We start from the raw sequence: 24,316 nt of genomic DNA on the forward strand, positions 1-24,316 counted from the left end.
TTAAGGCTATTTAGAGAAAATGTCTTCATATATTTTAAGAAAAAGTTATAGTAAAATGAATACTTAGTATTATAAGTGTTTGTAAAAATAATGAATTATAGGGTATTATATTCTAAAAAGAAGTGGGGTAGATGATTATTCAAACGAAACCAGCCTATCAAAAAATTTATGAAACAATTAAAGAAAAAATCGTGGAAGGCACATATTTAGTGGGCGATATTTTACCTTCTGAGGCTGAACTGGAGAAAATGTTCAACGTCAGCCGCACACCTGTAAGGAACGCCTTGAAGCAGCTTGAAAATGATAAGCTTATTCATAGAGTGCAAGGGAAAGGTTCTTTTGTAAGCAACCAACAGCCAAAACAAACATGGACGAGCATGTCGGGCTTTAGAAATCATTATTCGAATGATTGGGAGAAGATATCTGTTAAAACAATTGAAGTGAAAAGGGTGACTAATCCACATTTTGCTAAGCTATTAAAACTAGAGGAAAATACAGAGCTCATCTATTTAAAAAGAATTCGCTATTTAAACAATCAGCCCATGTTTTTCTTGGAGCACTATATTCGCCCTGTACTTTCCACGGATATCTATCGTGATAATGCAACGATTTCCTCAGTGCAACAGTTGCTGAAAGAGAAAATGAATGTAGATATTGTTGAGGTAGAGGATGAAATCGAGGCTGTTATTGCGACACCATATATAGCAGGCGCTCTGCAAATTTCCGATACGGCAGCTGTATTAAAAGGAACAAGAATATCTTATGCAAAAAATAAAGAGCCTATGGACTTAAATATATTCTATATAAATACAGATAACTGGAAATATTACTCTTATTTTAAGTTCTAATAGACTGATTAGCCAATGAAACTATGTGAATTGGCAAAATAAGCATGGGATTTAATATAATACTTAGTATTATAAGATGTTGACATTCTTAGTATTATATTTTAATATCTAACTATTCGGTATTATCAGAATTAAATGAAAATGATCAAAGGGGATGAGAAAATGTTTAAAATGAAAAAGTTGCTTTTTTTGTTAGGGACAGTTGGATTGCTATCCATGAGTCTCGTGGGGTGTAGTAATAACAATGATAAGAGCGTAGATGGTGCAGAAAAAGTAAGCGTAGCTGCTTTAAATAATTATCCACCACTTATTTTTAAACAGGATGGTAAATTAACCGGTTTTGAATACGATTTATTGCAAGCGGTTGCAAAGGAGGAAAATTTAGAACTTGAGTTTAAAGAAATGAAGTTTGATGGTTTTATTCCAGGTTTACAATCTAATCAGGTAGATATTGGTATGTCAACACTAAACTAGACAATTTTTTTAAGGTGTCTATGTTTGTACTCAATTGGGCTTTCATATCCAAGGGTTCCATGAATTCTTATGCTATTAAACCAGTGAACATAGTCCTTTAACTCCCTTGTTAATTCTTCTAAACTACTAAAATGTCTGCCCTTCACAAACTCTGTTTTGATGATTTTGAATGTTGCTTCAGCTACTGCATTATCATACGGGCAGCCCTTCATACTTAAGGATCGTTGGATATTAAAAGTCTTTAAAGCATCATCAATCAAATTATTTTTAAACTCATTTCCACGATCCGTATGAAAAAGCTGTATCTTATTAAGATCGACTTTGATAGAAGCTAACGCACGATAAACGAGTAATGCATCTTTATTTGGCCCTGTACTAAAACCGACGATTTCCCGATTAAAGAGATCGACAAAGACACATACGTAGTTCCATTTTTGATTGACTCTTACGTACGTTAAATCGCTAACGATTGTGGTCATTTCTTGTTCCTGTGCGAATGCACGATTTAGTTCATTTGTTTGTTCTGATTCATTACAGGATTTTGTATGTGGTTTAAATTGAGCGATTGTGTATGAAGAAACGAGACCCTGCTCCTGCATGATGCGCCCAATTCTTCGCCTGGAAACAATATGACCGCGCTTTTTTAATTCTACTTTGATTTTACGTGTTCCATAGTTCTGACGGCTTGCGTGAAAAATATCGATTACATCAGAGGTAACGGGATCCTCCGATACTCTTTCTTTTGCTTCATAATAATAAGTACTTCTAGGGATTTGCAGGACTTTGCACATTGCTGATATCGAGTATTTGTGTTGATTATTCTTGATTACATTTACTTTCGTCCTAGTATCAGCGCGGCTTGCTTTAAAATGTCATTTTCCATTTCTAGTTGCTTGTTTCTTTTTCGGAGTTCCATCAATTCTTTTTGTTCATCTGTTAAATTGTCTTTCTCCTTAAAAGAACCTGATTTTTGACTCTGACTCACCCACTTGTCTAAAGATGAAGGAGTAAGATCATATTCACGAATAATCTCTTTTCTTGGTTTTCCATTTTGGTACAGCTGCACGATCTGTTGCTTGAAATCTTCAGTAAATGTTCGGCGTTCTCTTTTAGTCATGTAGATTCTCCTCAAATGTGTTATTTGTAGTCTACTTGACCTTAAAAATTCTGTCCAACTAAGTGTAGCCTATCCATATTGCCTCTTCCATTTTAATACGTGAAGAACGAAAAGAAGTAGTTGATTTTACAGATATCTTCTTAGAATCAGGTCTAGTGCTTGTTGTAGCAAACGATAGTTCTATTCAATCATTCGAGGATTTAAAAGGTAAAACAATTGTTGCGACACAGGGTTCTACGACATATGAGGAAGCAAAGAAATTAGCAGAACAATATGGTGGACAAGCGAAGCCATTGAAAGAAACTGATGCATTGTATTTAGATGTAGAGAACGGAAATGCAGATGCACTTGTATTAAATTCGCCAACAGTAGATTATCGCTTAGCTGTAGATGGGGACAATGTGAAATTCCGAATTGTTGGCGAGCATATGACAGTGGATGAGCATGCATTTGCAGTAAAAAAAGGAAATAAAGAGCTAGCAGATAAAATCAATGATGGTTTAAAAAAGGTTCAGGAAAATGGTGAGTATGACAAAATTCATGAAAAATGGTTTGGTAAATAAAATTCGTTAATGATTCATTTAAAGTGAGGTGTTTGTATGGAAACAACTTTTAACGTTATTGTAGACGCACTGCCTTATCTTTTAAAAGGCTTATATATGACAATATTAATATCTGTTTTATCAATTGTTTTCTCACTTGTAATTGGGCTTATTGCATGTTTTATGCGGATGTCAAAGTACGCAGTTTTACGATATCCAGCAGCCATCTATGTCAATCTTATTCGCGGTACGCCAATACTTATTCAAATACTATTTATTTACTTTGGCGCACCTACAGCTTTAGATATTCATCTTTCTGCTTTTACAGCAGGATTGATTGCCATTAGTTTAAATATTGGGGCTTATAACACAGAGATTTTCCGTGGAGGAATTGAATCGATTGGTAAAGGTCAAATGGAAGCGGGTAGATCATTAGGTTTCTCTTATGCACAAACAATGGCTTTAATTATTTTGCCGCAAGCTGTACGCCGCATGATTCCATCCTTTGTAAACCAATTAACGCATGCAATTAAGGATACATCAATGCTTTCAGTTATCGGCATCGCAGAATTAACAATGGTTGGACAATCCATTTATGCGATGAATTTCAGATCTTTTGAAATATTAACGATGGTAGGATTATTCTACTTTATCACGATTTACACAGTTTCCTTTATCTCAACTAAGATGGAACGGAGGTTCGTTATCTCATGATTAAAGTAAATAATCTAGCAAAATCCTTTGGCGAGTTACAGGTATTGAAAAATATTAGCACAGAGATTGCGGCAAAAGAGGTTGTTTGTATTATCGGTTCCTCTGGTTCAGGTAAAAGTACATTTTTACGATGCTTGAACTTGTTGGAAGAGCCAAGCGGTGGTGAAATTATTATAGAAGGCGAAAATATTTTAGATAAAAGTGTTGATATTAATAAGCTCCGTCAAAAAATGGGCATGGTGTTCCAACAATTTAATCTATTTCCGCAAAAAACAGTTTTAGAAAATATTTCATTAGCACCGATGAAACTGAAAAAGAAGAGCAAGGCAGAGGCTGAAAAGCAGGCAATGGAACTGCTAGAGAAAGTGGGATTAGCAGCTAAAGCAGATGCCTATCCAACGAATTTATCAGGTGGACAACAACAACGTGTTGCCATTGCACGAGCGTTAGCAATGGAGCCACATGTAATGCTGTTTGACGAGCCGACATCTGCCTTGGACCCTGAGATGGTTGGTGAAGTTTTACGAGTTATGAAGCAACTAGCGCAGGAAGGGATGACAATGGTAATTGTCACGCATGAAATGGGCTTTGCGCGTGAGGTAGCTGATCGTGTGATATATATTGATGGTGGTAATATTGTGGAAGATGGAAATCCAAAAGACATATTTACAAATCCATCCCACGAAAGAACAAGAGCATTTCTATCAAAAGTATTATAAAAGCAATGGAGTCTTTGTGTTGAAAAACGAAGACTTCCATTCCTAAAAAAGATATAAATTTTTTTATCCTAACTTAGTATACTAAGTATTATAACAAAGAAATTAGAGGAGAAATTACATGACAAAAACAGTCCTATTAATTGAACCTACTATTCGAGCGAATGGTGTTAAGTATTTAACAAATTATTTTAATGTAGTGTTAGCACCGAACGGTTCAGAGGAAACCATTATTCAATATATCAACGAACATCAGGCGCATGCGGTGATCGTCAGAACAGAAAAAATAACAAAGAAAATTTTGGAAAGCTGTCCTTCCCTTGAAGTTGTTGGGATGCATGGTGTTGGGCTGGACCATATAGATGTTCAAAGTGCTACAGAAAATGATGTAGTTGTGCTAAATGCACCATCCAGCAATTATACATCTGTTGCAGAACATGCAATGATGTCTGTTCTAGCTTTGAGTAGAAACTTAAAAATTAGTGATGCAAAAGTTCGGAATAATGAATGGCATTATCGAGAAACATATTTCCCAATGGAAGTGAATGGGAAGACACTTTTAATCGTAGGAATGGGTCGAGTTGGACAGGATTTAGCTAAAAAAGCAAAGGCATTTAACATGACTGTTTTAGGCTTCGATCCATTCGTCACAGAATCTGAAATGCAGCTACATGGTGTTGTAAAAATCAATGACTTAAATATGAATCTTCCAATATGTGATTTTATCTCTTTACACGCACCGCTAGCGAAGGGTACCTATCATTCGTTTTCTACAAAGCAATTTGAGTTAATGAAAGATTCCGCGTATGTCATTAATTTGGGGAGAGGCCCATTGATTGATGAAGAGGCGCTCTATCAGGCATTGGTGAATAAGCAAATCGCTGGTGCAGCATTGGATGTTTTAGAGCAAGAGCCCCCAGCTAGTGATAACTCTCTCTTTGCCTTGGACAATGTTATTCTTACACCACATTTCGGTGGCGATACATTAGAAGCGAAGGATAGATGCTCTGAATCGATCACACAAGAGGTTGGCGTTGTGTTACATGGAAGAATTTCGAAAAATGTAGTAAATCCGCAAGTATTAGGCTCTGCAAAAGCCTATAAAATACTAAATAACATTTAAAAGGAGAGTTTTAATTATGAAATACAATGGAATTATGACAGCATTAGTAACACCTTTACATCAGGATGGGACAGTAAATCAAGAAAACTTTGCCCATTTAATTGAAGATCAACTGAACCATAATATTCACTCTTTACTCGTACTAGGTGGAACAGGTGAATATGCTGCGATTACTATGGAGCAGCGAAAAGTTGCAATTGATGTAGCAATCAAAGCATCAGCTGGTCGTGTGCCAGTGGTAGTAGGCCTACTTTCTCCAGGAATAGGTGACAATGTAGAATTGGGAAATTATGCAAAACAAGCTGGTGCTGACGCTGTGATGGTCGTGACACCATACTATGTAAATCCAACAAGACAAGGCTTTATCGAATACTATCAAGAATTTGATAGACGTTTAGATATGCCAATTATCCTTTACAACATCCCTTACAAAACAGGTATTCATTTAGCAAACGATGTCGTAAAAGAAGTAGTTGAAAAAGTACCAAATGTAGTAGGAATGAAAGTTTGCTCAGATAATATTGGTGATGTTCTTGAGCTGCTTCAAACAGTTGGGGATAAAATCGCAGTTCTTTGTGGAGAAGATTTCAGGGCGGTATCTTCATTTATCGCAGGAGCACCAGGTGCTATAACGGCTAGCTCAAATCTTCTTCCAGATGTATGGGTACAAATTTATAACTTAGTTCAAGAGAAAAAATATGATGAGGCAGTAGCATTACATCAAAAATTCTTCCCGTTAATGAAGTCACTATATAAAGAAGGCAATCCAGGACCTGTAAAAGCAGCATTAAGTATGATTAATGTACCAGTTGGCTCAGTTTCAGTGCCGTTAGTGGATGTTTCTGTTAGCCTGCAGGAGGAACTAAAACAACAATTAATAGAACTAGAAGTGCCTGTAAGATAAGTAGATGAAATGCATATTCAATCAGTGGAGTAAATCGAGTTACCCATTAAGAGGGGATAAAAATATTGGAGGTATATATGGTAGTAGCATATAAGCATGAGCCTTTTACTGATTTTAGTGTAGAAGAGAATCATTTAGCATATACAAAAGCTTTACAAACAGTTGAAGGATATTTAGGGCAAGATTATGATTTAGTCATTGGTGGGGAACGAATTACTACAGAGGACAAAATTGTTTCCTATAATCCTGCCAATAAAAAAGAGGTAATTGGCCGTGTATCAAAGGCAGATCAGGAGCTAGCTGAAAAAGCAATGCAAGCAGCTGTCGAGGCATTTAAAACATGGAAAAAGGTAAAGCCTGAATTTCGTGCGGACGTTTTATTCAAGGCTGCTGCTATTATTCGTCGCCGTAAGCATGAGTTTTCAGCATTGCTAACAAAGGAAGCGGGTAAACCATGGAGAGAGGCGGATGCAGATACAGCAGAAGCAATTGATTTTTTAGAGCATTACGCACGTCAAATGCTTGTTATTAAAGATGGCGCACCTGTTCAAAGCCGTCCAAATGAATTTAACCGCTATGATTATATTCCACTAGGTGTTGGTATTATCATTTCACCATGGAACTTTCCATTTGCAATTATGGCTGGCACAACTGTAGCTGCGATTGTGACAGGTAACACAGTATTATTAAAGCCGGCTTCAACGACGCCAATTATTGCTGCTAAATTTGTTGAAGTCATGGAAGAAGCAGGTCTTCCTAAAGGTGTGCTTAACTTTGTACCAGGAAACGGTGTAGAGGTAGGAGATTACCTTGTTGACCATAAGGATACAAGATTTATTAGCTTTACAGGTTCACGTGATGTTGGTCTTCGTATTTTCGAACGTGCCTCAAAAGTTAATAACGGACAAATTTGGATTAAACGTGTTATCGCAGAAATGGGCGGAAAAGATACAATTGTTGTTGATAAAGAGGCAGACCTTGAGTTAGCAGCGAATTCAATTGTCACTTCTGCATTTGGTTTCTCAGGGCAAAAATGTTCTGCCTGTTCACGTGCAGTTGTGGTAGAAGATGTCTATGACCAAGTGTTAGAACGTGTTGTAGCATTAACAAATGAATTAACACAAGGCGATCCAACTGACTATGCAAACTATATGGCAACCGTGATTGATCAAAGTGCATATAATAAAATTATGGGTTATATCGAGATTGGCAAGCAGGAGGGCAAGCTATTAACAGGTGGAGAAGGAAACGATTCAATCGGTTACTTTATTCAACCTACTGTATTTGCTGACCTTTCTCCAGACTCAAGAATTATGAAGGAAGAAATTTTTGGCCCAGTTGTTGGCTTCACAAAGGCAAAAGATTTTAATCATGCTATTGAAATTGCCAACAACACAGAATATGGCTTAACAGGTGCAGTTATTACGAATAACCGCGAGCATATCGAAAAGGCTCGTGAAGACTTCCATGTTGGAAATCTTTACTTTAACCGTGGCTGTACAGGGGCTATCGTTGGGTATTAACCATTTGGTGGGTTCAATATGTCAGGCACAGACTCTAAAGCTGGTGGTCCAGACTATTTACTACTGCATATGCAAGCAAAAACATCCTCAGAGATGTTTTAATCATAAAAGCCAACCAATTGTCAGCACTTATATTAGCAATTGGTTGGTTTATTTTGAATACAATTATTAAAAGCTTGCAATAAGGAGAATGAAGGATTATTATATTAAATAGTAATCATTAAATTACAAATTACTTAAAGTTGCTTTTATAAAGGAGTTTACAAAATGTCAAAATTCCATAGTGAAGAAGATATACTTGCTCACTACGATTCTTCTAAATATCAAACACCCGATGGCTATACAGCAGATATTGCAATTTTTACAATTGTTTCAGAGAAAAAAGAGGAAAAAGCGCCGCCAAATATGACGCTAAAAATTATGCTCATCAAGCGTGCAGCAAAGGATGCGGAAGGCAATCCAAATATTGAAGGCGGCAAATGGGCACTGCCTGGAGGCTTTGTAGACGCTAATCACAAAGAAACAGCCTATATTGCTGCGAAAAGAGAGCTAAAAGAAGAAACAAACGTAGAGGGGTTGCATTTACAACATTTTGGCGTTTACGATAAGGTTGATCGTGACCCTCGTGGATGGATGATATCGAATGCCTTTTATGCAATTGTGCCAGAAATGTTTATTGAACAACGACAGGCGAATGATGATGCTGCTGAGGTGGAGCTATTCGATATTGAGGAGGTATTTACGCTCCAGCTTGCTTTTGATCACCGCCAAATTATTGCCGATGCATTGGCATTTATTAAAAGGGATATGATTCAAACAACTGTTGCGAAAAACTTTTTACCACAAGAGTTTACGTTATCTGAATTACAGCGTGTGCTGTTAACAGTGGATGAAGACCCACGAATTGCCAATGACTCTGTATTTTTTGCAAAGGCTCCTAAATTACCTTTTATTGATAAGGTATTGGATAGGGAAGGGAAGCCAAAGAAAACAAAGCGAAATTCATTTAGACCGTCACAATTGTATACATTTAATGACCGTGAGATTGTGGAATCAATTTATCATTAGGAAAGAGCCGTCTTTCCTGATTATTTTAAACTTTGTAATTTGTAATTTATATATTACTAATTAATAAAATGGAGTGATGAAATAATGACAAAGCGTGCATTGATTAATATTGATTATACAGTGGATTTTGTTGCAGCAGACGGAGCTTTAACATGCGGAGAGCCTGGGCAGCTACTAGAGCAAGCAAATATAGCATTAACAAAGGAATTTATTACGAATGGTGAGTTTACAGTATTCGCAATAGATGTCCATGAAAAAGGCGATCAATATCATCCAGAAACAAAGCTATTTCCACCGCATAATATTCGGAATACAAAAGGTAGAGAGCTATATGGTGGCTTACAAGCACTGTATGAGGCAAATCAAGAGCAGGAGCATGTCTACTACCTCGATAAAACGCGGTATTCTGCTTTTGCAGGAACAGACTTAGAATTAAAATTGCGTGAGCGAGGCATTACAGAGCTGCATTTAATTGGCGTTTGTACAGATATTTGTGTCCTTCATACAGCGGTAGATGCTTATAATAAAGGATTTACAATTGTTATTCATAAAAATGCGGTTGCATCTTTTAACCAAGCAGGACATGAATGGGCATTAGGTCATTTTGAACATACACTAGGTGCGACAATTATTGAATAGATAAATGGAGGGAAGGACATGACATATACAGATGATAGCTTTATGCTACACACTGATTTATATCAAATAAATATGGCTCAAGCCTATTGGCAGGATGGTATTCATCAACGTAAGGCTATTTTTGAGCTATATTTTAGAAAGCTGCCATTTGGCAATGGATATGCCATCTTTGCAGGTTTAAAAAAAGTAGTAGAGTTTATGAAAAACTTTGGCTTCTCTGCTAGTGATATTCAATATTTGCGTGAACAAGGGGGCTATCCAGAGGAATTTCTACAGTATTTACAGGAGATGAAGTTTACAGGCACAATTGTAGGCATGAAGGAAGGGGAGCTTGTCTTTGCAAATGAGCCGATTTTACGAATTGAGGCACCGTTAGCACAGGCACAACTAATTGAAACGCCATTATTAAATATTGTGAATTACCAAACATTAATTGCTACAAAGGCTTCACGTATTAAACAAGTAGTGGGTGAGGATATTGTTATGGAGTTTGGTACTCGACGTGCCCATGAGTTTGATGCAGCGCTTTGGGGAACACGTGCAGCTTATATTGGTGGCTTTTCTGCTACAAGTAATGTACGGGCTGGAAAACTATTTGGTATTCCCGTATCAGGCACTCATGCACATGCGATGATACAGGCTTATCAAGATGAATATATGGCATTTAAAAAATATGCAGCAGCACATAAGGACTGTGTGTTTTTGGTGGATACCTATGATACATTACGTTCAGGTGTGCCAAATGCTATACGCGTGGCGAAGGAGCTAGGTAATACAATTAATTTTATCGGTATTCGTTTAGATAGCGGTGATTTGGCATATCTTTCGAAAATGGCAAGAAAAATGCTAGATGATGCAGGCTTTACACAAGCAAAAATTATGGCTTCAAATGATTTAGATGAATATACAATTATGCATTTAAAATCGCAGGGAGCTCAAATTAATGCTTGGGGAATTGGCACAAAGCTTATTACAGCATACGATCAAGCTGCTCTTGGTGGCGTCTATAAATTAGTTTCCATTGAAAATGGGGACGGCGAACTGGTTGATACGATTAAAATTTCAGCTAATCCTGAAAAGGTGACAACTCCTGGGCGTAAGCGTGTTTACCGTATTATTAATAATGAGAATGGTCATGCTGAGGGGGACTATATTGCATTGGATGAGGAAAATATTCAGCAAGTAGAACGGTTAAAAATGTTCCACCCTATTCATACGTATATTAGTAAATTTGTCACCAATTTTACGGCGATTGAATTGCATGACAGTATTATAGAAAACGGCAAGATTGTTTATAAGGAACCGACACTGCAAGAAATACAGGCATATGCAAAGGAAAGCTTGCAATTGCTATGGTGTGAGTATAAGCGAACACTCAATCCAGAAGAATATCCTGTCGATTTAAGTCAGGCTTGCTGGGACAATAAAATGGCAAGTATTCAAGCAGTAAAGGAAAAGGTTTCAAGAAGAATGAAAATGTAAAAGACAACGGCAGGAGGAAATGACAATGGCGAGAATAGGCATCTATGGTTCATCCTTTGATCCAATTACTAATGTTCACCTTTGGACAGCTAGCACAGTTGCACATCGCTGTAAGCTAGATCAGGTTATTTTTTTACCTTGTTCAAGTAAACGTAAGGATAAAACCATTCAAACAAAGGATATGCATCGTTGGAATATGCTACAGCTAGCAATAGCCAAGGACGAACGTTTTATTGCGGATTCCTATGAAATGGAACAAGAGGGCTGGAATATCTACACATACGATACAATGAAATATTTTCGAGTAAAGCATCCAAATGATGAGGTACATTTTATTATGGGTGCAGATTTATTGGCGGATATCGGTGCAGGGTTATGGAAAAAAGGTGATGCACTTGTAGCGGAAAATAAATTTATTGTGATGGCAAGGCATGGTATTGATATGCTATCAACCATTAGTCGTTCTCCTATTTTAAGAAACAATGATGATGGGCGATTTCACCTTATTGATAAGGGCTTAGCTATGGAAATTAGCTCCACCTACATTCGAGAGGAATTTGCCATGGGCGGAGAACCAAGATACCTCCTGCCAGATGCATGCTATGACTATATTAAAGAGCATCAGCTTTATCAGAAGTCATAAAGGGGCTGTCCCATAAGTCCTTAAAATAAATCTGGAGGAGAAAAACATCACGTTTTTCCCCTCCAGATTTTTTGTCTATTCGCTTGTTCCCTGAAAGTAGCTGACGGATGGCAGCTACTTTCAGGAGATTGTGGGCTAATGCCACAATCCCAAATTCCACGTGGACCTTATCAAGGCCCCGTAATAGGAATCGACGGAACGACCGATTGCCCTTGATGTGACCGAACACACTTTCTACCTCGATTTTACGTCGAGCATAGATGGCGGCTTTTTCTTCACATTCAAGGGCTGCTTTTGCCTTTGCCTTCATTTCTTCAAATACGGTATTCCAATGAACCTGACGATTACCTTTTGCTGTTGTACATTGTGCCTTTAATGGGCAATCTGAACAATCTTCACATTCGTAGATTTTATAGCTTTGCTGAAATCCCGAGGCATTCTTTTTGTTTTGATATTTTTTAAATAGCACCTTGCGTCCATTCGGGCAAATAAACCAATCGTCCTTTTCCTGATAGTCCCAATTTTTCGCATTCTTGATATTATTTTTATACTTGCGCGTGTTTTCTTTTAAATATGTATTATATGGAATTAAATAATCAAAACGTGGCTCTTTTTCTTCCCCTATTGCATATAAGTAATTTTCTTCGCTGCCATATCCTGCATCGGCGATGACGGTTTTTGGCATTGGCAAAGTAGACGCTGCTAGTTTTTCCAAATGAGGAATAAAACAGCGCGTATCTGTTGGGCGTTGATGGATGGAATAATATAAAATAAATTGATTCTCCGTTGCCATTTGAACATTGTAGCCGGGTTTCAATTGACCGTTTTTCATGTGATCTTCTTTCATGCGCATAAACGTGGCATCCGTATCCGTTTTTGAAAAACTATTGCGATCGCCAAATGTCTCATGATACGCTTGATATTTTTGAATGCGTGGGATGAAATTTTCTTGAATTAGTTTGATCGGTTTCTTTAACGCACTTCGACGTGAACGGAGTTCTTTTCGAACAGACACCTCTTTGGTCGCTTCGATTTCAGCTGTTAAGGTATTTACTTGTGTTTCTAATTGATGGGAAAGGGTTGTCAATTGTCCTGACGTTACATCTTCCTCCGGAATCTCCTCCAGTTCCATTTCTTCTGTCTGGGCAAGTTCGTGAATGTGCTGAAGGTTTTCCTTGATTTTCTCTTTCAGTTTTTCTTCAAAACGGACCGTAGATTTTTTCCAAATGAAAGAATACTTATTGGCATTCGCTTCAAGCTTTGTCCCATCCAAGAAGTAGTCCTCAAAGGTAATATATCCTTTCTCAATTAATTGGTGGATCATGTTTTCAAATAACTCATCCATTAGGGTTTTCATACGATAGCCACGAAAAAAGTTGATCGTACGGAAGTCGGGGTTTTGCATGCCTGCTAACCACATCGCGGGAATGCTTTCCCGAATCAATTTTTCAATCCCACGGCAGGAATACACCTTTTGGGAATAGGCGTACAAAATCACTTTCAGCATCATTTTCGGATGATAGGAACTGCGCCCACCACCTAAATAGTGTTGAAAAAGTAGCTCATCTGGAATGTCTTCGATCATTTCATCAACAACACGTGCGACGTGATTCTCAGGAATCAGTTCTTGGAGATCATAAATAAAAAAACTTTGATGATTGTTATACGGTTTGAACGTAGGGGCAAGTTGTCTTTTGGATACAGGTTTTTCTTGTACCTCTAGAAGAAGTGTGGTTTGTGTGGTATACTCTTCATTAGTAATCTTTTGATTGCTCATAAAAAATCGTCCTTTCTACTAGTGATTGTGTGGTACTTTCATTTTACTAGAAGTGGCGATTTTTTTGTTGCCTTTTTTAGAAAAATTAAAAGGGGTGTCGCAAAAGGTCAGTTTTCACTGACTTTTTGGACAGCCCCTTTATTTTGAACAGATGGTGAATTTTATCATATCTCACCTTTTGTAAGCTATAATAAAATAATATGGACAATAAAATGTTTTGAATGTTAGAAAGGAATTCATGAATGTGCAGCTTACATTAACATTTCTTATTTTAGGAGCAACAATCTTTGCATTTATTACCAATAAAATACGAGCAGACCTTGTAGCTCTTATCTCACTTTTGGCATTTGTCATTACAGATATTTTAACGCCTGCTGAAGCATTAGCTGGCTTTTCCAACTCTGTTGTGCTAATGATTGCAGGGCTATTTGTCGTGGGTGCTGGTATTTTACGTACAGGTCTTGCAGGGATGGCAGGGCAATTACTGCTTAAATGGTCAGGCAATAGTGAGCTAAAATTATTTGTATTGCTGCTGATTATTGTAGGAACAGTTGGGGCATTTATGAGTAATACAGGTACTGTAGCATTAATGATGCCAATTGTCGTTAGTATCGCTATTAGTATGAAGGTGAGCCCTTCTAAATTTTTATTACCATTATCTTATGTGGCAAGCTTATCAGGGCTTATGACATTAATTGCATCACCAACCAATTTAATTGTAAATCAGCTACTAATTGATCGAGGCTATAGTAAGCTAGGTTTTTTTGAAATAACACCTATTGGCATTGTTGGAATGATAGCAGGGATTAGCTACTTAGTGCTTGTGCGCAATATTTTATTACCAAAAGATCAAAATCGTACACAGACAAATGAAGGCTATAAGCTTTCACCTAAAAAAATTATTAAACAATATGATTTAAACAACCGTCTTTTTAAAGTTTTTGTACCAGATGATTCACCGATTATTGAAACATCATTGGCAGAATTAAAGCTGCCAGCGAAGTATACACTTTGTATGATGAAAATTCATCGGAAATCACAGGAGGGCATCAATTTACTGCCAATGACCTATCAGGAAATGGCGGGTCCTACCAGCGTGATTCATGCTAAGGATGAGCTATATGTCCAAGGTGAGGAAGAGGATATTCGCCGTTTTGCTGAGGACTATCATCTTGAGGTGCAAGGATTAGTAAAAGGTGAGGCAGATGAATTAGTATCCAAACATCTTGGCATTGCAGAGGTATTGCTCACACCAAATTCAAGCTTTATTAATGAAACAGTTAGTTCTCTTGGTTTCCGTGAGAAATATAACTTAAATATTATTGGTATTAATCGCAGAGGTGGCTATAAGCTTCAGGATATGGTTTCACATAAGCTGAAATTTGGAGATGCGATATTAGTACAAGGTGCATGGGATGAAATTTTGTTACTGGCAAGAGAAACACAGGATGTTGTTGTTGTTGGTCAGCCGAGGGAGCATGCCAGCGTCGCAGCTGCTACAGGAAAAGCGGGTATTGCAGGGATTATTATGCTATTGATGATTATATTAATGGCATTTGAAATTTTCCCAGCCGTTATTTCAGTGATGATTGGCGCTGTGCTTATGATTTTAACAGGATGCTTGCGCAATATGGAAGATGCCTATAGCAATATGAATTTTGAAAGTATTGTATTAGTTGCAGCCATGCTACCAATGGCAACAGCGTTAGAAAAAACAGGAGGCATGACCATTTTGTCTGATGGTATCATTCATGCACTTGGTGATTATGGCCCTTATGGCGTATTAATTGGAGTTTATCTATTAACGGCTGTTTTTGGTCAGTTTATTAGTAATACGGCAACTGCTGTATTATTTGCCCCTATTGCAATGAGCGCTGCTATTGCAATGGAGGTTAGCCCTACAACTTTTATGATTGGCGTAGCAGTAGCGGCAAGTATGGCATTCGCTACCCCAATTGCTTCTCCTACAAATGCATTAGTCATGACAGCGGGTGGCTATAAATTTATGGATTTTGTTAGAATAGGTATTCCACTACAAATCGTGATGTTTATTGTGATGATGGTAGCTATTCCTTTCTTCTTCCCATTTTAAAAATACTAACACGAAGCAGTGCAAATTATGCGCTACTAGTGTTAGTATTTTTTGTTTCGATTAAGCAGATAGCAATGATTTTCTGTGTGAACTCGCTAATTATACCAAGCTGTAATTGGTTTTATAATCTCTGCATATTAGAATAATTTAGGTTTGAAAATCTATATTTTCGATTTTAAAACTCAATATATTCAATTTTACAATTAATAAATGAGCCATTATGATAATGAAAAATAAGAAATTTCTGAATAACCAGAAATTAAAGGGGTTTTCAAAATGATTTATCGTATGGAATCAATAGAGAAAAAGGTTTCTAAAGAATTTGTTGATGCATTTGGCAAAATTAGCACAACCATTATTGGAGATGCTTTAGGTCGTTTTAATTGTATGAGTTCTATTAAACATTTCAATAAGCCGGGTATTCGTTTAAAGGGGACAGCTTTTACAGTAAAAACATCAGCTGGCGATAATTTAATGATTCATAAGGCAATACATATGGCAGAGCCAGGAGATATTATCGTCATTGATGGGGGTGGCTTTGAAAGCCGTGCATTGCTAGGAGAAATTATGAGTTCCATTGGGCAAAAAAGAGGACTTGCTGGATTTGTTGTTGATGGTGCAATTCGTGATCCAGAGGAGATTAAGGAATTAGGCTTTCCCGTATATGCAAAGGGGGCAACACCAGCCGGACCATTTCGTGAAGGGCCAGGTCAAATTAATGTCCCTATTATTTGTGCAGGAGCTATCGTCAATCCGGGAGACTTAATTATTGGTGATGATAATGGAATTACCGTGATTCCTTGTGCACAAGCAAATAACGAAGTATTACAGGAAGCTCTACGAATCGAAGCGATGGAAAAAAATCAACTAGAACAAATTGAAGCAGGCACCCTTAATTACGACTGGATTGATGAAGCTTTAATGAAAAAAGGTGTGTTAGGAGGTACGCGTGTATGACGCTATTAAATGCTGAGGTGTTTAATCATTTATCGGAATCAAAAACTGTCGCAATAAATGATAAAGCAAGGTCATTAATTGAACAAGGGAAGGACGTTATTAACCTAGGTGGAGGAGAGCCAGATTTTGATACGCCGCACAATATTATTAATATTGCTGAGGAAGCGATGAAGGAAGGAAAAACACATTATGTAAATAGTCCAGGAATCCCTGAGTTACGTGAAGCAATTGCTGCTAAATTGCGTAATGTCGATAACTGTAATTATCATGCCTCACAAATTATCGTAACACCAGGTGGAAAGTTAGCACTCTATATCGCACTTATGTCCGTAGTTAATCCAGATGATGAGGTTATTATTGTTAATCCAGCTTGGGTAAGCTATGAGCCACTCATTACAATGGTTGGTGGCAAAACGATTTATGTTAGCCTAGATCAAAAAGACAATTTTACCTTAAAAGGTCACTTAATTGCTGAAGCTTGTACGGCAAAAACAAAGGCAATCATTATTAATACACCAAATAACCCGACAGGAAGAGTATTAAAGCAGGAAGAAATTGCTGAGCTTCGTAAAGTTGCTAAGGAGCATAATTTAATCGTTATTTCTGATGAAGTATATGATCGTTTAACATATGATGGCCACCAATTTATAAGTGTAGCGAGCGACCCTGAGCTATTAACAAGAACGATTACTGTTCAAAGCTTTTCAAAGGGCTATGCAATGACAGGTTGGCGTTTAGGGTACTTAGCATTACCAGAGGAATTATGTAGTGCAGCGCTAAAGGCACAGCAACATATGATGACTTGTACAACATCTTTTGTACAAATTGCAGGTATTGCAGCATTAAAAAATAGTGAAGAAGAAGTAATAAAAATGAAAAATCGCTATGAGGAAAGATTAGATTTTGTGGTGGAGAGCTTAAATAAAATCTCTGGTGTAAAGTGTGAGAAGCCAGAAGGAGCTTTCTATGTATTTCCTGAGATTGACTTTAAAGGCTTTGATTCTTATCAGCTAGCGGAATATTTATTAGAGGAAGTAGGTGTAGCTGTAACGCCTGGAGAGGCGTTTGGTCCAGAATACAAGAAAAATGTTAGAATATCTTGCGCAAATTCAGATGAGCTGTTGAAGGAAGCTATGCAAAGAATGACAAAGGCATTTTCATAAGCACTGACTATTTTTAGCATGATCATATTTGAAAGGAAGGTTAAGACAAGCAATGAATATCGTTATTTTGGATGGCTATACGTTGAATCCAGGCGATTTGAGCTGGGACAAATTATCAGAAGTCGGTGAAGTGACTGTATATGATCGCACACCCAATAATTTAATTGTGGAACGTGCAGCGGAGGCTGAACTCGTTTTAACGAATAAAACGCCACTTACAAAAGAAACCTTTGCACAATTACCAAAATTAAAATATGTGGGGATACTTGCCACTGGGTATGATGTTGTAGACATTGAAGCAGCTAAAGAGCGAAACATCGTTGTAGCAAATATTCCAGCGTATGGAACTCATTCTGTGGCACAAATGGTTTTTGCTTTATTATTAGAGCATTGTCAGCGTGTACAAAGGCATAGTGATGCAGTAAGGGCTGGAGAGTGGACAAATAACCCTGACTGGTGCTTCTGGAATTATCCCTTAACTGAATTAGCAGGTAAAAAATTTGGTATTATTGGCTTTGGACGCATTGGCTATCAAACAGCCCAAATAGCATCAGCATTAGGGATGTCGATTATCGCATATAACCGTCACCAACGTGAAGTAGACCTACCATACTTTCAATGGGCAGATAATTTAACAGATTTATTACAAGAAGCAGATGTTATTAGTTTACATTGTCCATTAACCCCAGAAACAGAAGAAATTATTAATCGAGATAATTTAGCGATAATGAAAGGGTCAGCCATTATTATTAATACGTCTAGAGGGAAGTTAATTAATAATCAAGACCTTGCGGATGCATTAAATAATGAGGTAATTGCAGGAGCAGGCTTAGACGTTTTGGATATTGAGCCACCATCTGCATTAAATCCATTATTATCAGCAAAAAATTGTTTAATAACCCCGCATATTTCATGGGCAACAAAGGAAGCTCGTGGGCGACTACTAGATATGGCAATTGATAATGTGAAAGCGTTTATGGCTGGAACAACGCAAAACATTATATAACCAAAATCTAACTAAAATGATGGATATAATTATATTTCATTGCCTGTAATTACAAATCATCTAAATACAATAGACCTTCATATTTAAAAATGATTATTACTTAAGGAGGGGAATATGCTGTGGCAAAACAAAATGACATAGGTGCAAGAATGGATCGCTTACCCATTTCGAAATGGCATCAAAGTGTATTCTGGTTAATCGGAATCGGGATTTTAATTGATGGCTTTGACAATTATATGGGAGGAGCAGTTTTAGCTCAATTAATTGAAAATGGGTGGTCCAATAACTATTTGAATGCTGCTTTTACATCAGCAACAATGGCAGGGTTATTTATCGGTTCGATTTTAGCAGGGCTTCTTGGTGATCATAAGGGAAGAAAATTTGCCTATCAAATTAATTTATTAATCTTTGGAATAGCTTCAATTGCAGCAGCTTTTGCCACAGATATGGTTACGTTAATTATTTTACGAGGAATTATTGGTATCGGGTTAGGGGCAGAGCTTGTGGTAGGATTTGCAACGTTCCCAGAATTTATCCCAAGTAGGGTGCGAGGGAAATGGTCAGCTAAATTATCATTATTAGCAAACTTTGCACCGCCTATCGCAACTTTAACAGGTTTATTGGTGATGCCTGCTTTAGGGTCAGAGCTAGGCTGGAGAGCAATGTTTATGATTGCTGGGGTAGCAGCATTAATTTTATGGGTTGCTCGTCACGGCTTACCTGAATCACCTCGCTGGTTTGCAGCACGTGGAGAGCTCGATAAAGCTGAGGCTATTCTATCGAAGGTAGAGCAGGATATTGAAAAAGAAACAGGAACTAAATTACCTCCTGTAATGGAAGCGGATATTGATGTAGGCCAAGAAGTTAAAAAAGTTCCGTTTTCAAGCTTATTTAAAGGTAATTTATTAAGAAGAACGATTTTAGGAAGCTTTGTGTTAATTGGGATGAATACAGCTATCTATAGCATTATGACTTGGATTCCTACATTGTTTGTTCAATCAGGAATTACGGTTAGTAAATCATTATTAATGACAACTATTATTTTGTTTGGAGCACCCTTTGGCGTATTTGTAGCTACTAAAATTATTGATAAGTTTCCACGTAAATGGTTAGCAGTTGGATTGCTAGTAACCATTGCCATTCTCGGCTATATTTACGCCTTACAATCCTCCGAGATTTTGATTATGATTATCGGTTTTATTTTGATTACAGTGCTTTATATATATGTTTGTTTATCCTCTGCAGTATATGTTCCAGAAATTTGGCCAACAGAGGTACGTTTAAGAGGCTCAGGCTTTTGTAATGCAGTTGGACGAATTGTTACAATTTTTACGCCGTATGGAATTGCGTGGGTATTAACACAATTTGGTCAGGTAGCGGTATTTGTTACGATTGGCTCTATATTAGGAGTTGTAGCATTAGTAGTAGCAATTTTAGGCGTAGAAACAAGGTTCAAATCAATGGAGGAAATTGGTAGAGAGGCTTTTGGTGAGGATTAAGAGCTGTTAGTAAAATGGGTGGAACAATACATGGTGATTTTAAAAGGAGTAAGGTGATATTGGATGAAGTATAGGTTGTCGATGGAAAAATATAATCATCGCTATTTTATGCTGATTCCAATATTTTCATCTTAGTGAGGAAGTGACTGATTCGGGGGGATAAAGATGCTTAAGGAAACTACAGCAGAGCAGTCTGAACAAAATAGAAATGTACAATATCCTAAGTTTTTGCCATTAGGAGATCAAGTAATTGTGGCTCAATTTGAAAAGGAAATAACAATTAATGTAAATCAAAAAGTATTAAGCTTTGCACAAGAGGTTGAGGCCATAAATATTTCAGGTGTCACACAAATTATTCCTACATTTTGCACGGTTGCGATACGTTATAATCCTTTAATCATAACGTATAAAGCATTAACAGAAGAACTTGATAGGATAAAGGGTCACATCATTATTAATCAATATAAAGACCATAAGTCGAAAAATATTATTCATATTCCAGTCGTGTATGGAGGAAAATATGGTTCAGATATTGAATATGTTGCTGAAAACACAGGATTGGATATAGATGAGGTTATTCGACTACATACATCGAAACCATACTTTATTTATATGTTAGGAGTAATTGGTAGCTATCCATATTTAGGCGACTTGGATGAACGATTAGCATTAAAAAGAAGAAGTAGTCCAAGAATAAAAGTAGAGAAAGGCTCGATTGTCATCGCTAATCGACTTACTGTACTGCATCCGCTAGCATCACCGAGTGGCTGGCATGTAATCGGTCAAACGCCTATGGAAACATTTAATCCATACCAAAACCCGCCGAGCACATTACTTGCTGGAGATTATATTAAATTTGAGGCAATTAGTGTAGAAGAAGCTGAGCAATGGAATGACAATAAACAGAGAGAGTGGATTGAAAAATGGAATTCATTGAAATCATTAAACCAGGACTAATGTCAACAATTCAAGACCTCGGCAGAGCTAATTATCAAAAATATGGTATTTCAGCTAGTGGTGCAATGGATAAGCTATCATTAAGAATCGGAAATATTTTAGTCGGCAATCATGATGATGAAGCAGCAATCGAAATAACTCTTATGGGACCACATTTAAAATTTTTAGAAAGTGGCATTATTGCGATTACTGGTGCAGATATAGAGGCAAAGTTAAATGGTGAACCTGTGCCACTTTGGACTTCCATTAAAGTTGAGAAGGGAGATGAATTAACTTTTGGCTTTGCAACTGGCTACGGTTGTCGTGCCTATATTGCGATTGCAGGGGGCGTTGATGTTCCAGTAGTGCTTGGCAGTAAATCCACTTCTTTAAGGGCAGGCTTTGGAGGCATTAATGGAAAAGCATTGCAGTCCAAAGATATTATTTCAATCGGAGATACTGTAGATGTATCAGTTGGAAGGATAGTTCCAGTAGAATATCGGCCTAATTTTAGTAAGCATCGTCCAATAAGATTTATTTTAGGGCCACAGGCAGATGAGTTCGAAACAACAGAGCTTGAAAAGTTTTGTACAAGCAGCTACAAAGTATTAAATGAATCTGATCGAATGGGCTTTCGCTTAGAGGGAGTATCCATTTCACATAAAGTTGGCCCAGATATTATTTCTGATTATATTACGATGGGATCAATCCAAATTCCAGGAAATGGACAACCGATTGTATTAATGGCAGATTGTCAAATGACAGGTGGTTATACAAAAATAGGTGTTGTTACTGATGTAGATTTACCATACTTAGCGCAAAAGAAGCCAGGAGATACAATTTGTTTTGAAAAAATAAATATTGAAGAAGCACAGCAGCTTTATAAAGAAAGAGAAAGGCTTTTATCTTTAATGAAGGTAAATAATAGACCTTCCAAATAATTAGTATAAATATCGTAAAAGGTGTTGTTCAATATGAAAATAGTTATCGCACCCGATTCTTTTAAAGGAAGTATATCAGCATATGACGCAGCTGTTGCAATAGAAAAAGGTGTAAAAAAATATTTACCTGACGCTGAAACGATTATTGCTCCAATGGCTGATGGTGGTGAAGGAACAATGGATACACTTATAGCAGCCACAAAAGGGAAGGTATATCAAGCTGAGGTGAAAAATCCACTTGGTCATGAAATAACAGCGACATATGGTGTTTTAGGAGATTGTCAAACATGTATTATTGAAGCAGCAAGTGCTTCGGGGTTATATCTTATTCCAGAAGATAAACGTAATCCTTTAAAAACGACAACATATGGGATAGGACAGCTTATAAAAAAAGCATTAGATGAGGGCTATCGTCATTTTATTATCGGTTTAGGTGGCAGTGCGACAAATGATGCGGGAGTTGGCATGTTACAGGCACTGGGCTTACGGTTTTTAGATTATAATGGTGATGAGATTGGCTTTGGCGGAGGGGTGCTACATAACATTACTATGATTGATAATCATAAATTTGATAAAAGAATTACCGAAGCAACATTTATGATTGCATCAGATGTGCAAAATCCATTTATTGGTCAAAATGGAGCTTCGGTTGTTTTTGGACCGCAAAAAGGTGCCACACCTGAGATGGTAGAGCTTTTGGATAATAATCTACATCATTTAGCCGATTTAATTGAAAAGCATAATGGCATTCGCATTCATGACAGAGAAGGGGCAGGAGCTGCTGGTGGATTAGGAGGGGCATTTCAGGCATTTTTTCCAGCTAAAATACGATCGGGAATTGACATCGTTATTGAATATTCAGGCTTTGCCAAAAGTGTAATAAATGCTGATTTAGTCATTACTGGTGAAGGGCAAATTGATTTCCAAACAGCTGAAGGGAAAACACCAATGGGCGTTGCACTGGAAGCCCAAAAATATAATATTCCTACAATTGTTCTTGCAGGCTCAATTGGCGAAGGGATTGATGTATTATATCAATATGGAATTATTAGCATTCACAGTATTGTAAATGGTCCAATAACTTTACAAAAAGCGATGGAGCATGCATCAAATTTACTGACTACTTGTGCGGAACAAGTTGTTAGAACATTTTTTGCTTATAAAGCATAAAAAGTTGGGAAAGTTAGACCTTTAATCTGACCTTCCCTAAATTTGTTTAAAGCTACTCTAGTTATTCAAAACCTTTTTAATAACAGAATCTAAAATTTTTAAACCTTCTACTGCGCTTGGACGTGGATATATAGATTGAATTTGATAGCAAATACGATCTGGGGGCGGATTTTTTAATTGATATAGTCCATATTTTCCAGTTGCTTTAAAGTTTTCTGCCATTGATAAAGGGACGATTGCCCAATAGCCGGATGTTTCCATAAATGTATGTAGTAATGTAGAGGTATCGACACGGATAGGCGGATATTTTATCGCCGAACGATATTTATTGTACCAGGCATGAAATGATGCATGCCAGTTCATATACAATTCTTTGTCTGGATCTAATTCCAGAATATCAAGCACTTCATAAGTTTGCGGTGTTTCTTCTCTACGAATAACAACAAGTGGCTCGGCTAAAAATTTATCAATAATCATACCTGGCATTGGCTGTTCAATAAGACCAAATGCAATATCAATTTCTCCACGTTCAAGAAGTAAATATAATTCCGTTGATTGTTGTGTACGAATGCTGATTTCTAAATCGCTGCTTAATTCGCTAAGTGCTCGGTATACAGGCGGCAATACATAAGAATTGATACTATCTACTGCCCCAATCGAAAGACTAATTGGTTTTTTACGTGAACGAATTTGCTTTGTTTCTAGCAATAAACCTTCCCATCTTTTGGCTAATAGCAAAAACTCCTGTCCATCCGCTGTTAATGATAACGATCTTATGCCACGACCGCGTTCTATTAAATTTACACCTACATCACTTTCCAATTTTGCTAGACGATGACTTAATGTTGATTGTGAAATAAATAATGCGTTGGCAGCATCTGTTAGTGAGCCATGACGAATTACTGCTAGAAATGCTTCAATTCCAATTGAATCCATCGTCCACACCCCAATATATTAATTTTATTGATATTATATTTCGAAT

The 24,316-nt window shown here is 37.2% G+C and carries 22 protein-coding genes and 1 pseudogene; 20 read left to right on the plus strand and 3 right to left on the minus strand.

Annotation, left to right across the window (positions count from 1 at the left end; genetic code table 11):
- The first annotated feature begins 131 nt into the window (after positions 1 to 131).
- Positions 132 to 848 carry a GntR family transcriptional regulator gene (locus tag MHB42_RS01335; RefSeq protein WP_340803966.1) on the plus strand — a complete coding sequence of 239 codons (717 nt, stop codon included), beginning with the start codon at positions 132 to 134 and terminating at the stop codon, positions 846 to 848.
- A 162-nt stretch (positions 849 to 1,010) separates the two neighbouring features.
- Positions 1,011 to 1,322 carry a transporter substrate-binding domain-containing protein gene (locus MHB42_RS01340; RefSeq protein WP_340803967.1) on the plus strand — a complete coding sequence of 104 codons (312 nt, stop codon included), beginning with the start codon at positions 1,011 to 1,013 and terminating at the stop codon, positions 1,320 to 1,322.
- On the opposite strand, the gene MHB42_RS01345 is transcribed toward MHB42_RS01340, so the two are convergent.
- Positions 1,319 to 2,439 (minus strand): IS3 family transposase gene (locus MHB42_RS01345; protein WP_152927986.1). Its coding sequence is split into 2 segments (ribosomal slippage): positions 1,319 to 2,190 and positions 2,190 to 2,439, totalling 1,122 coding nucleotides; the frame shifts between segments, so codons are not numbered across the junction. The genes MHB42_RS01340 and MHB42_RS01345 overlap by 4 nt on opposite strands.
- A gap of 89 nt (positions 2,440 to 2,528) precedes the next feature.
- On the opposite strand from MHB42_RS01345, the gene MHB42_RS01350 reads away from it, so the two are divergent.
- From MHB42_RS01350 to nadD, 10 genes and pseudogenes are all read left to right on the plus strand, one after another.
- On the plus strand, positions 2,529 to 3,002 hold the full coding sequence (locus tag MHB42_RS01350; protein ID WP_340808503.1) for a transporter substrate-binding domain-containing protein: 474 nt from the start codon (positions 2,529 to 2,531) through the stop codon (positions 3,000 to 3,002).
- Positions 3,003 to 3,038: 36 nt separating this feature from the next.
- Entirely contained in the window at positions 3,039 to 3,695 is a 657-nt protein-coding gene (locus MHB42_RS01355; protein WP_340803968.1) for an amino acid ABC transporter permease, read from the plus strand.
- A complete protein-coding gene (locus tag MHB42_RS01360) occupies positions 3,692 to 4,414 on the plus strand; it encodes an amino acid ABC transporter ATP-binding protein (RefSeq protein ID WP_340803969.1) in 723 nt (240 codons plus the stop codon). The genes MHB42_RS01355 and MHB42_RS01360 overlap by 4 nt, the downstream gene beginning before the upstream one ends.
- 118 nt (positions 4,415 to 4,532) lie before the next feature.
- Complete coding sequence (locus MHB42_RS01365; protein WP_340803970.1) at positions 4,533 to 5,534, plus strand: hydroxyacid dehydrogenase; 1,002 nt, start codon at positions 4,533 to 4,535, stop codon at positions 5,532 to 5,534.
- A gap of 16 nt (positions 5,535 to 5,550) precedes the next feature.
- Entirely contained in the window at positions 5,551 to 6,438 is an 888-nt protein-coding gene (gene dapA, locus MHB42_RS01370) for a 4-hydroxy-tetrahydrodipicolinate synthase (protein ID WP_340803972.1), read from the plus strand.
- Between the two features lie 77 nt (positions 6,439 to 6,515).
- Positions 6,516 to 8,063: pseudogene (gene pruA, locus MHB42_RS01375) on the plus strand (L-glutamate gamma-semialdehyde dehydrogenase).
- A 165-nt stretch (positions 8,064 to 8,228) separates the two neighbouring features.
- Positions 8,229 to 9,029 (plus strand): NUDIX hydrolase, encoded by an 801-nt coding sequence (locus MHB42_RS01380; RefSeq protein WP_340803973.1) that lies wholly within the window; start codon positions 8,229 to 8,231, stop codon positions 9,027 to 9,029.
- 84 nt (positions 9,030 to 9,113) lie between these two features.
- Positions 9,114 to 9,668, plus strand: a complete 555-nt coding sequence (locus MHB42_RS01385) for a cysteine hydrolase family protein (protein ID WP_340803974.1) — start codon at positions 9,114 to 9,116, stop codon at positions 9,666 to 9,668.
- An 18-nt stretch (positions 9,669 to 9,686) separates the two neighbouring features.
- A complete protein-coding gene (locus tag MHB42_RS01390; RefSeq protein WP_340803975.1) occupies positions 9,687 to 11,150 on the plus strand; it encodes a nicotinate phosphoribosyltransferase in 1,464 nt (487 codons plus the stop codon).
- Between the two features lie 25 nt (positions 11,151 to 11,175).
- Complete coding sequence (nadD, locus tag MHB42_RS01395) at positions 11,176 to 11,793, plus strand: nicotinate-nucleotide adenylyltransferase (protein WP_340803976.1); 618 nt, start codon at positions 11,176 to 11,178, stop codon at positions 11,791 to 11,793.
- Here nadD and MHB42_RS01400 read toward each other — a convergent pair.
- Positions 11,762 to 13,570 (minus strand): IS1182 family transposase, encoded by a 1,809-nt coding sequence (locus MHB42_RS01400; RefSeq protein WP_340803978.1) that lies wholly within the window; start codon positions 13,568 to 13,570, stop codon positions 11,762 to 11,764. The genes nadD and MHB42_RS01400 overlap by 32 nt on opposite strands.
- Before the next feature lie 238 nt (positions 13,571 to 13,808).
- Here MHB42_RS01400 and MHB42_RS01405 point away from each other — a divergent pair, with 238 nt between their 5' ends.
- The 8 genes from MHB42_RS01405 to MHB42_RS01440 all read left to right on the plus strand — a co-directional run bounded on the left by MHB42_RS01405 (position 13,809) and on the right by MHB42_RS01440 (position 23,334).
- Positions 13,809 to 15,662 (plus strand): SLC13 family permease, encoded by a 1,854-nt coding sequence (locus MHB42_RS01405; protein WP_340803979.1) that lies wholly within the window; start codon positions 13,809 to 13,811, stop codon positions 15,660 to 15,662.
- Positions 15,663 to 15,938: 276 nt separating this feature from the next.
- On the plus strand, positions 15,939 to 16,619 hold the full coding sequence (locus MHB42_RS01410; protein WP_340803980.1) for an RraA family protein: 681 nt from the start codon (positions 15,939 to 15,941) through the stop codon (positions 16,617 to 16,619).
- On the plus strand, positions 16,616 to 17,782 hold the full coding sequence (locus MHB42_RS01415) for a pyridoxal phosphate-dependent aminotransferase (protein ID WP_340803981.1): 1,167 nt from the start codon (positions 16,616 to 16,618) through the stop codon (positions 17,780 to 17,782). The genes MHB42_RS01410 and MHB42_RS01415 overlap by 4 nt, the downstream gene beginning before the upstream one ends.
- 52 nt (positions 17,783 to 17,834) lie before the next feature.
- Positions 17,835 to 18,788, plus strand: a complete 954-nt coding sequence (locus MHB42_RS01420; RefSeq protein WP_340803982.1) for a D-2-hydroxyacid dehydrogenase — start codon at positions 17,835 to 17,837, stop codon at positions 18,786 to 18,788.
- A gap of 119 nt (positions 18,789 to 18,907) precedes the next feature.
- Positions 18,908 to 20,287: an MFS transporter gene (locus MHB42_RS01425; RefSeq protein ID WP_340803983.1), complete on the plus strand. Its 1,380-nt coding sequence runs from the start codon at positions 18,908 to 18,910 to the stop codon at positions 20,285 to 20,287.
- Between the two features lie 165 nt (positions 20,288 to 20,452).
- Entirely contained in the window at positions 20,453 to 21,244 is a 792-nt protein-coding gene (gene pxpB / locus MHB42_RS01430; RefSeq protein WP_340803984.1) for a 5-oxoprolinase subunit PxpB, read from the plus strand.
- Positions 21,211 to 22,164 (plus strand): 5-oxoprolinase subunit C family protein, encoded by a 954-nt coding sequence (locus MHB42_RS01435; RefSeq protein ID WP_340803986.1) that lies wholly within the window; start codon positions 21,211 to 21,213, stop codon positions 22,162 to 22,164. The genes pxpB and MHB42_RS01435 overlap by 34 nt, the downstream gene beginning before the upstream one ends.
- Positions 22,165 to 22,197: 33 nt before the next feature.
- Positions 22,198 to 23,334, plus strand: a complete 1,137-nt coding sequence (locus MHB42_RS01440) for a glycerate kinase (protein WP_340803987.1) — start codon at positions 22,198 to 22,200, stop codon at positions 23,332 to 23,334.
- Positions 23,335 to 23,391: 57 nt separating this feature from the next.
- On the opposite strand, the gene MHB42_RS01445 is transcribed toward MHB42_RS01440, so the two are convergent.
- Positions 23,392 to 24,270: a LysR family transcriptional regulator gene (locus tag MHB42_RS01445; protein ID WP_340803988.1), complete on the minus strand. Its 879-nt coding sequence runs from the start codon at positions 24,268 to 24,270 to the stop codon at positions 23,392 to 23,394.
- Between the last annotated feature and the right edge of the window lie 46 nt (positions 24,271 to 24,316).

Origin of the sequence: Lysinibacillus sp. FSL K6-0232, from assembly GCF_038008325.1 — a bacterium.
Classification (GTDB): Bacteria; Bacillota; Bacilli; order Bacillales_A; family Planococcaceae; genus Lysinibacillus.

Bases quoted from the DNA above. Each gene is read 5' to 3' on its own strand.
- MHB42_RS01335 (WP_340803966.1), top strand. From the start codon at position 132: ATGATTATTCAAACGAAACCAGCCTATCAAAAAATTTATGAAACAATT.
- MHB42_RS01340 (WP_340803967.1), top strand. From the start codon at position 1,011: ATGTTTAAAATGAAAAAGTTGCTTTTTTTGTTAGGGACAGTTGGATTG.
- MHB42_RS01355 (WP_340803968.1), top strand. From the start codon at position 3,039: ATGGAAACAACTTTTAACGTTATTGTAGACGCACTGCCTTATCTTTTA.
- MHB42_RS01360 (WP_340803969.1), top strand. From the start codon at position 3,692: ATGATTAAAGTAAATAATCTAGCAAAATCCTTTGGCGAGTTACAGGTA.
- MHB42_RS01365 (WP_340803970.1), top strand. From the start codon at position 4,533: ATGACAAAAACAGTCCTATTAATTGAACCTACTATTCGAGCGAATGGT.
- dapA (WP_340803972.1), top strand. From the start codon at position 5,551: ATGAAATACAATGGAATTATGACAGCATTAGTAACACCTTTACATCAG.
- MHB42_RS01380 (WP_340803973.1), top strand. From the start codon at position 8,229: ATGTCAAAATTCCATAGTGAAGAAGATATACTTGCTCACTACGATTCT.
- MHB42_RS01385 (WP_340803974.1), top strand. From the start codon at position 9,114: ATGACAAAGCGTGCATTGATTAATATTGATTATACAGTGGATTTTGTT.
- MHB42_RS01390 (WP_340803975.1), top strand. From the start codon at position 9,687: ATGACATATACAGATGATAGCTTTATGCTACACACTGATTTATATCAA.
- nadD (WP_340803976.1), top strand. From the start codon at position 11,176: ATGGCGAGAATAGGCATCTATGGTTCATCCTTTGATCCAATTACTAAT.
- MHB42_RS01400 (WP_340803978.1), bottom strand. From the start codon at position 13,570: ATGAGCAATCAAAAGATTACTAATGAAGAGTATACCACACAAACCACA.
- MHB42_RS01405 (WP_340803979.1), top strand. From the start codon at position 13,809: ATGAATGTGCAGCTTACATTAACATTTCTTATTTTAGGAGCAACAATC.
- MHB42_RS01410 (WP_340803980.1), top strand. From the start codon at position 15,939: ATGATTTATCGTATGGAATCAATAGAGAAAAAGGTTTCTAAAGAATTT.
- MHB42_RS01415 (WP_340803981.1), top strand. From the start codon at position 16,616: ATGACGCTATTAAATGCTGAGGTGTTTAATCATTTATCGGAATCAAAA.
- MHB42_RS01420 (WP_340803982.1), top strand. From the start codon at position 17,835: ATGAATATCGTTATTTTGGATGGCTATACGTTGAATCCAGGCGATTTG.
- pxpB (WP_340803984.1), top strand. From the start codon at position 20,453: ATGCTTAAGGAAACTACAGCAGAGCAGTCTGAACAAAATAGAAATGTA.
- MHB42_RS01435 (WP_340803986.1), top strand. From the start codon at position 21,211: ATGGAATTCATTGAAATCATTAAACCAGGACTAATGTCAACAATTCAA.
- MHB42_RS01440 (WP_340803987.1), top strand. From the start codon at position 22,198: ATGAAAATAGTTATCGCACCCGATTCTTTTAAAGGAAGTATATCAGCA.
- MHB42_RS01445 (WP_340803988.1), bottom strand. From the start codon at position 24,270: ATGGATTCAATTGGAATTGAAGCATTTCTAGCAGTAATTCGTCATGGC.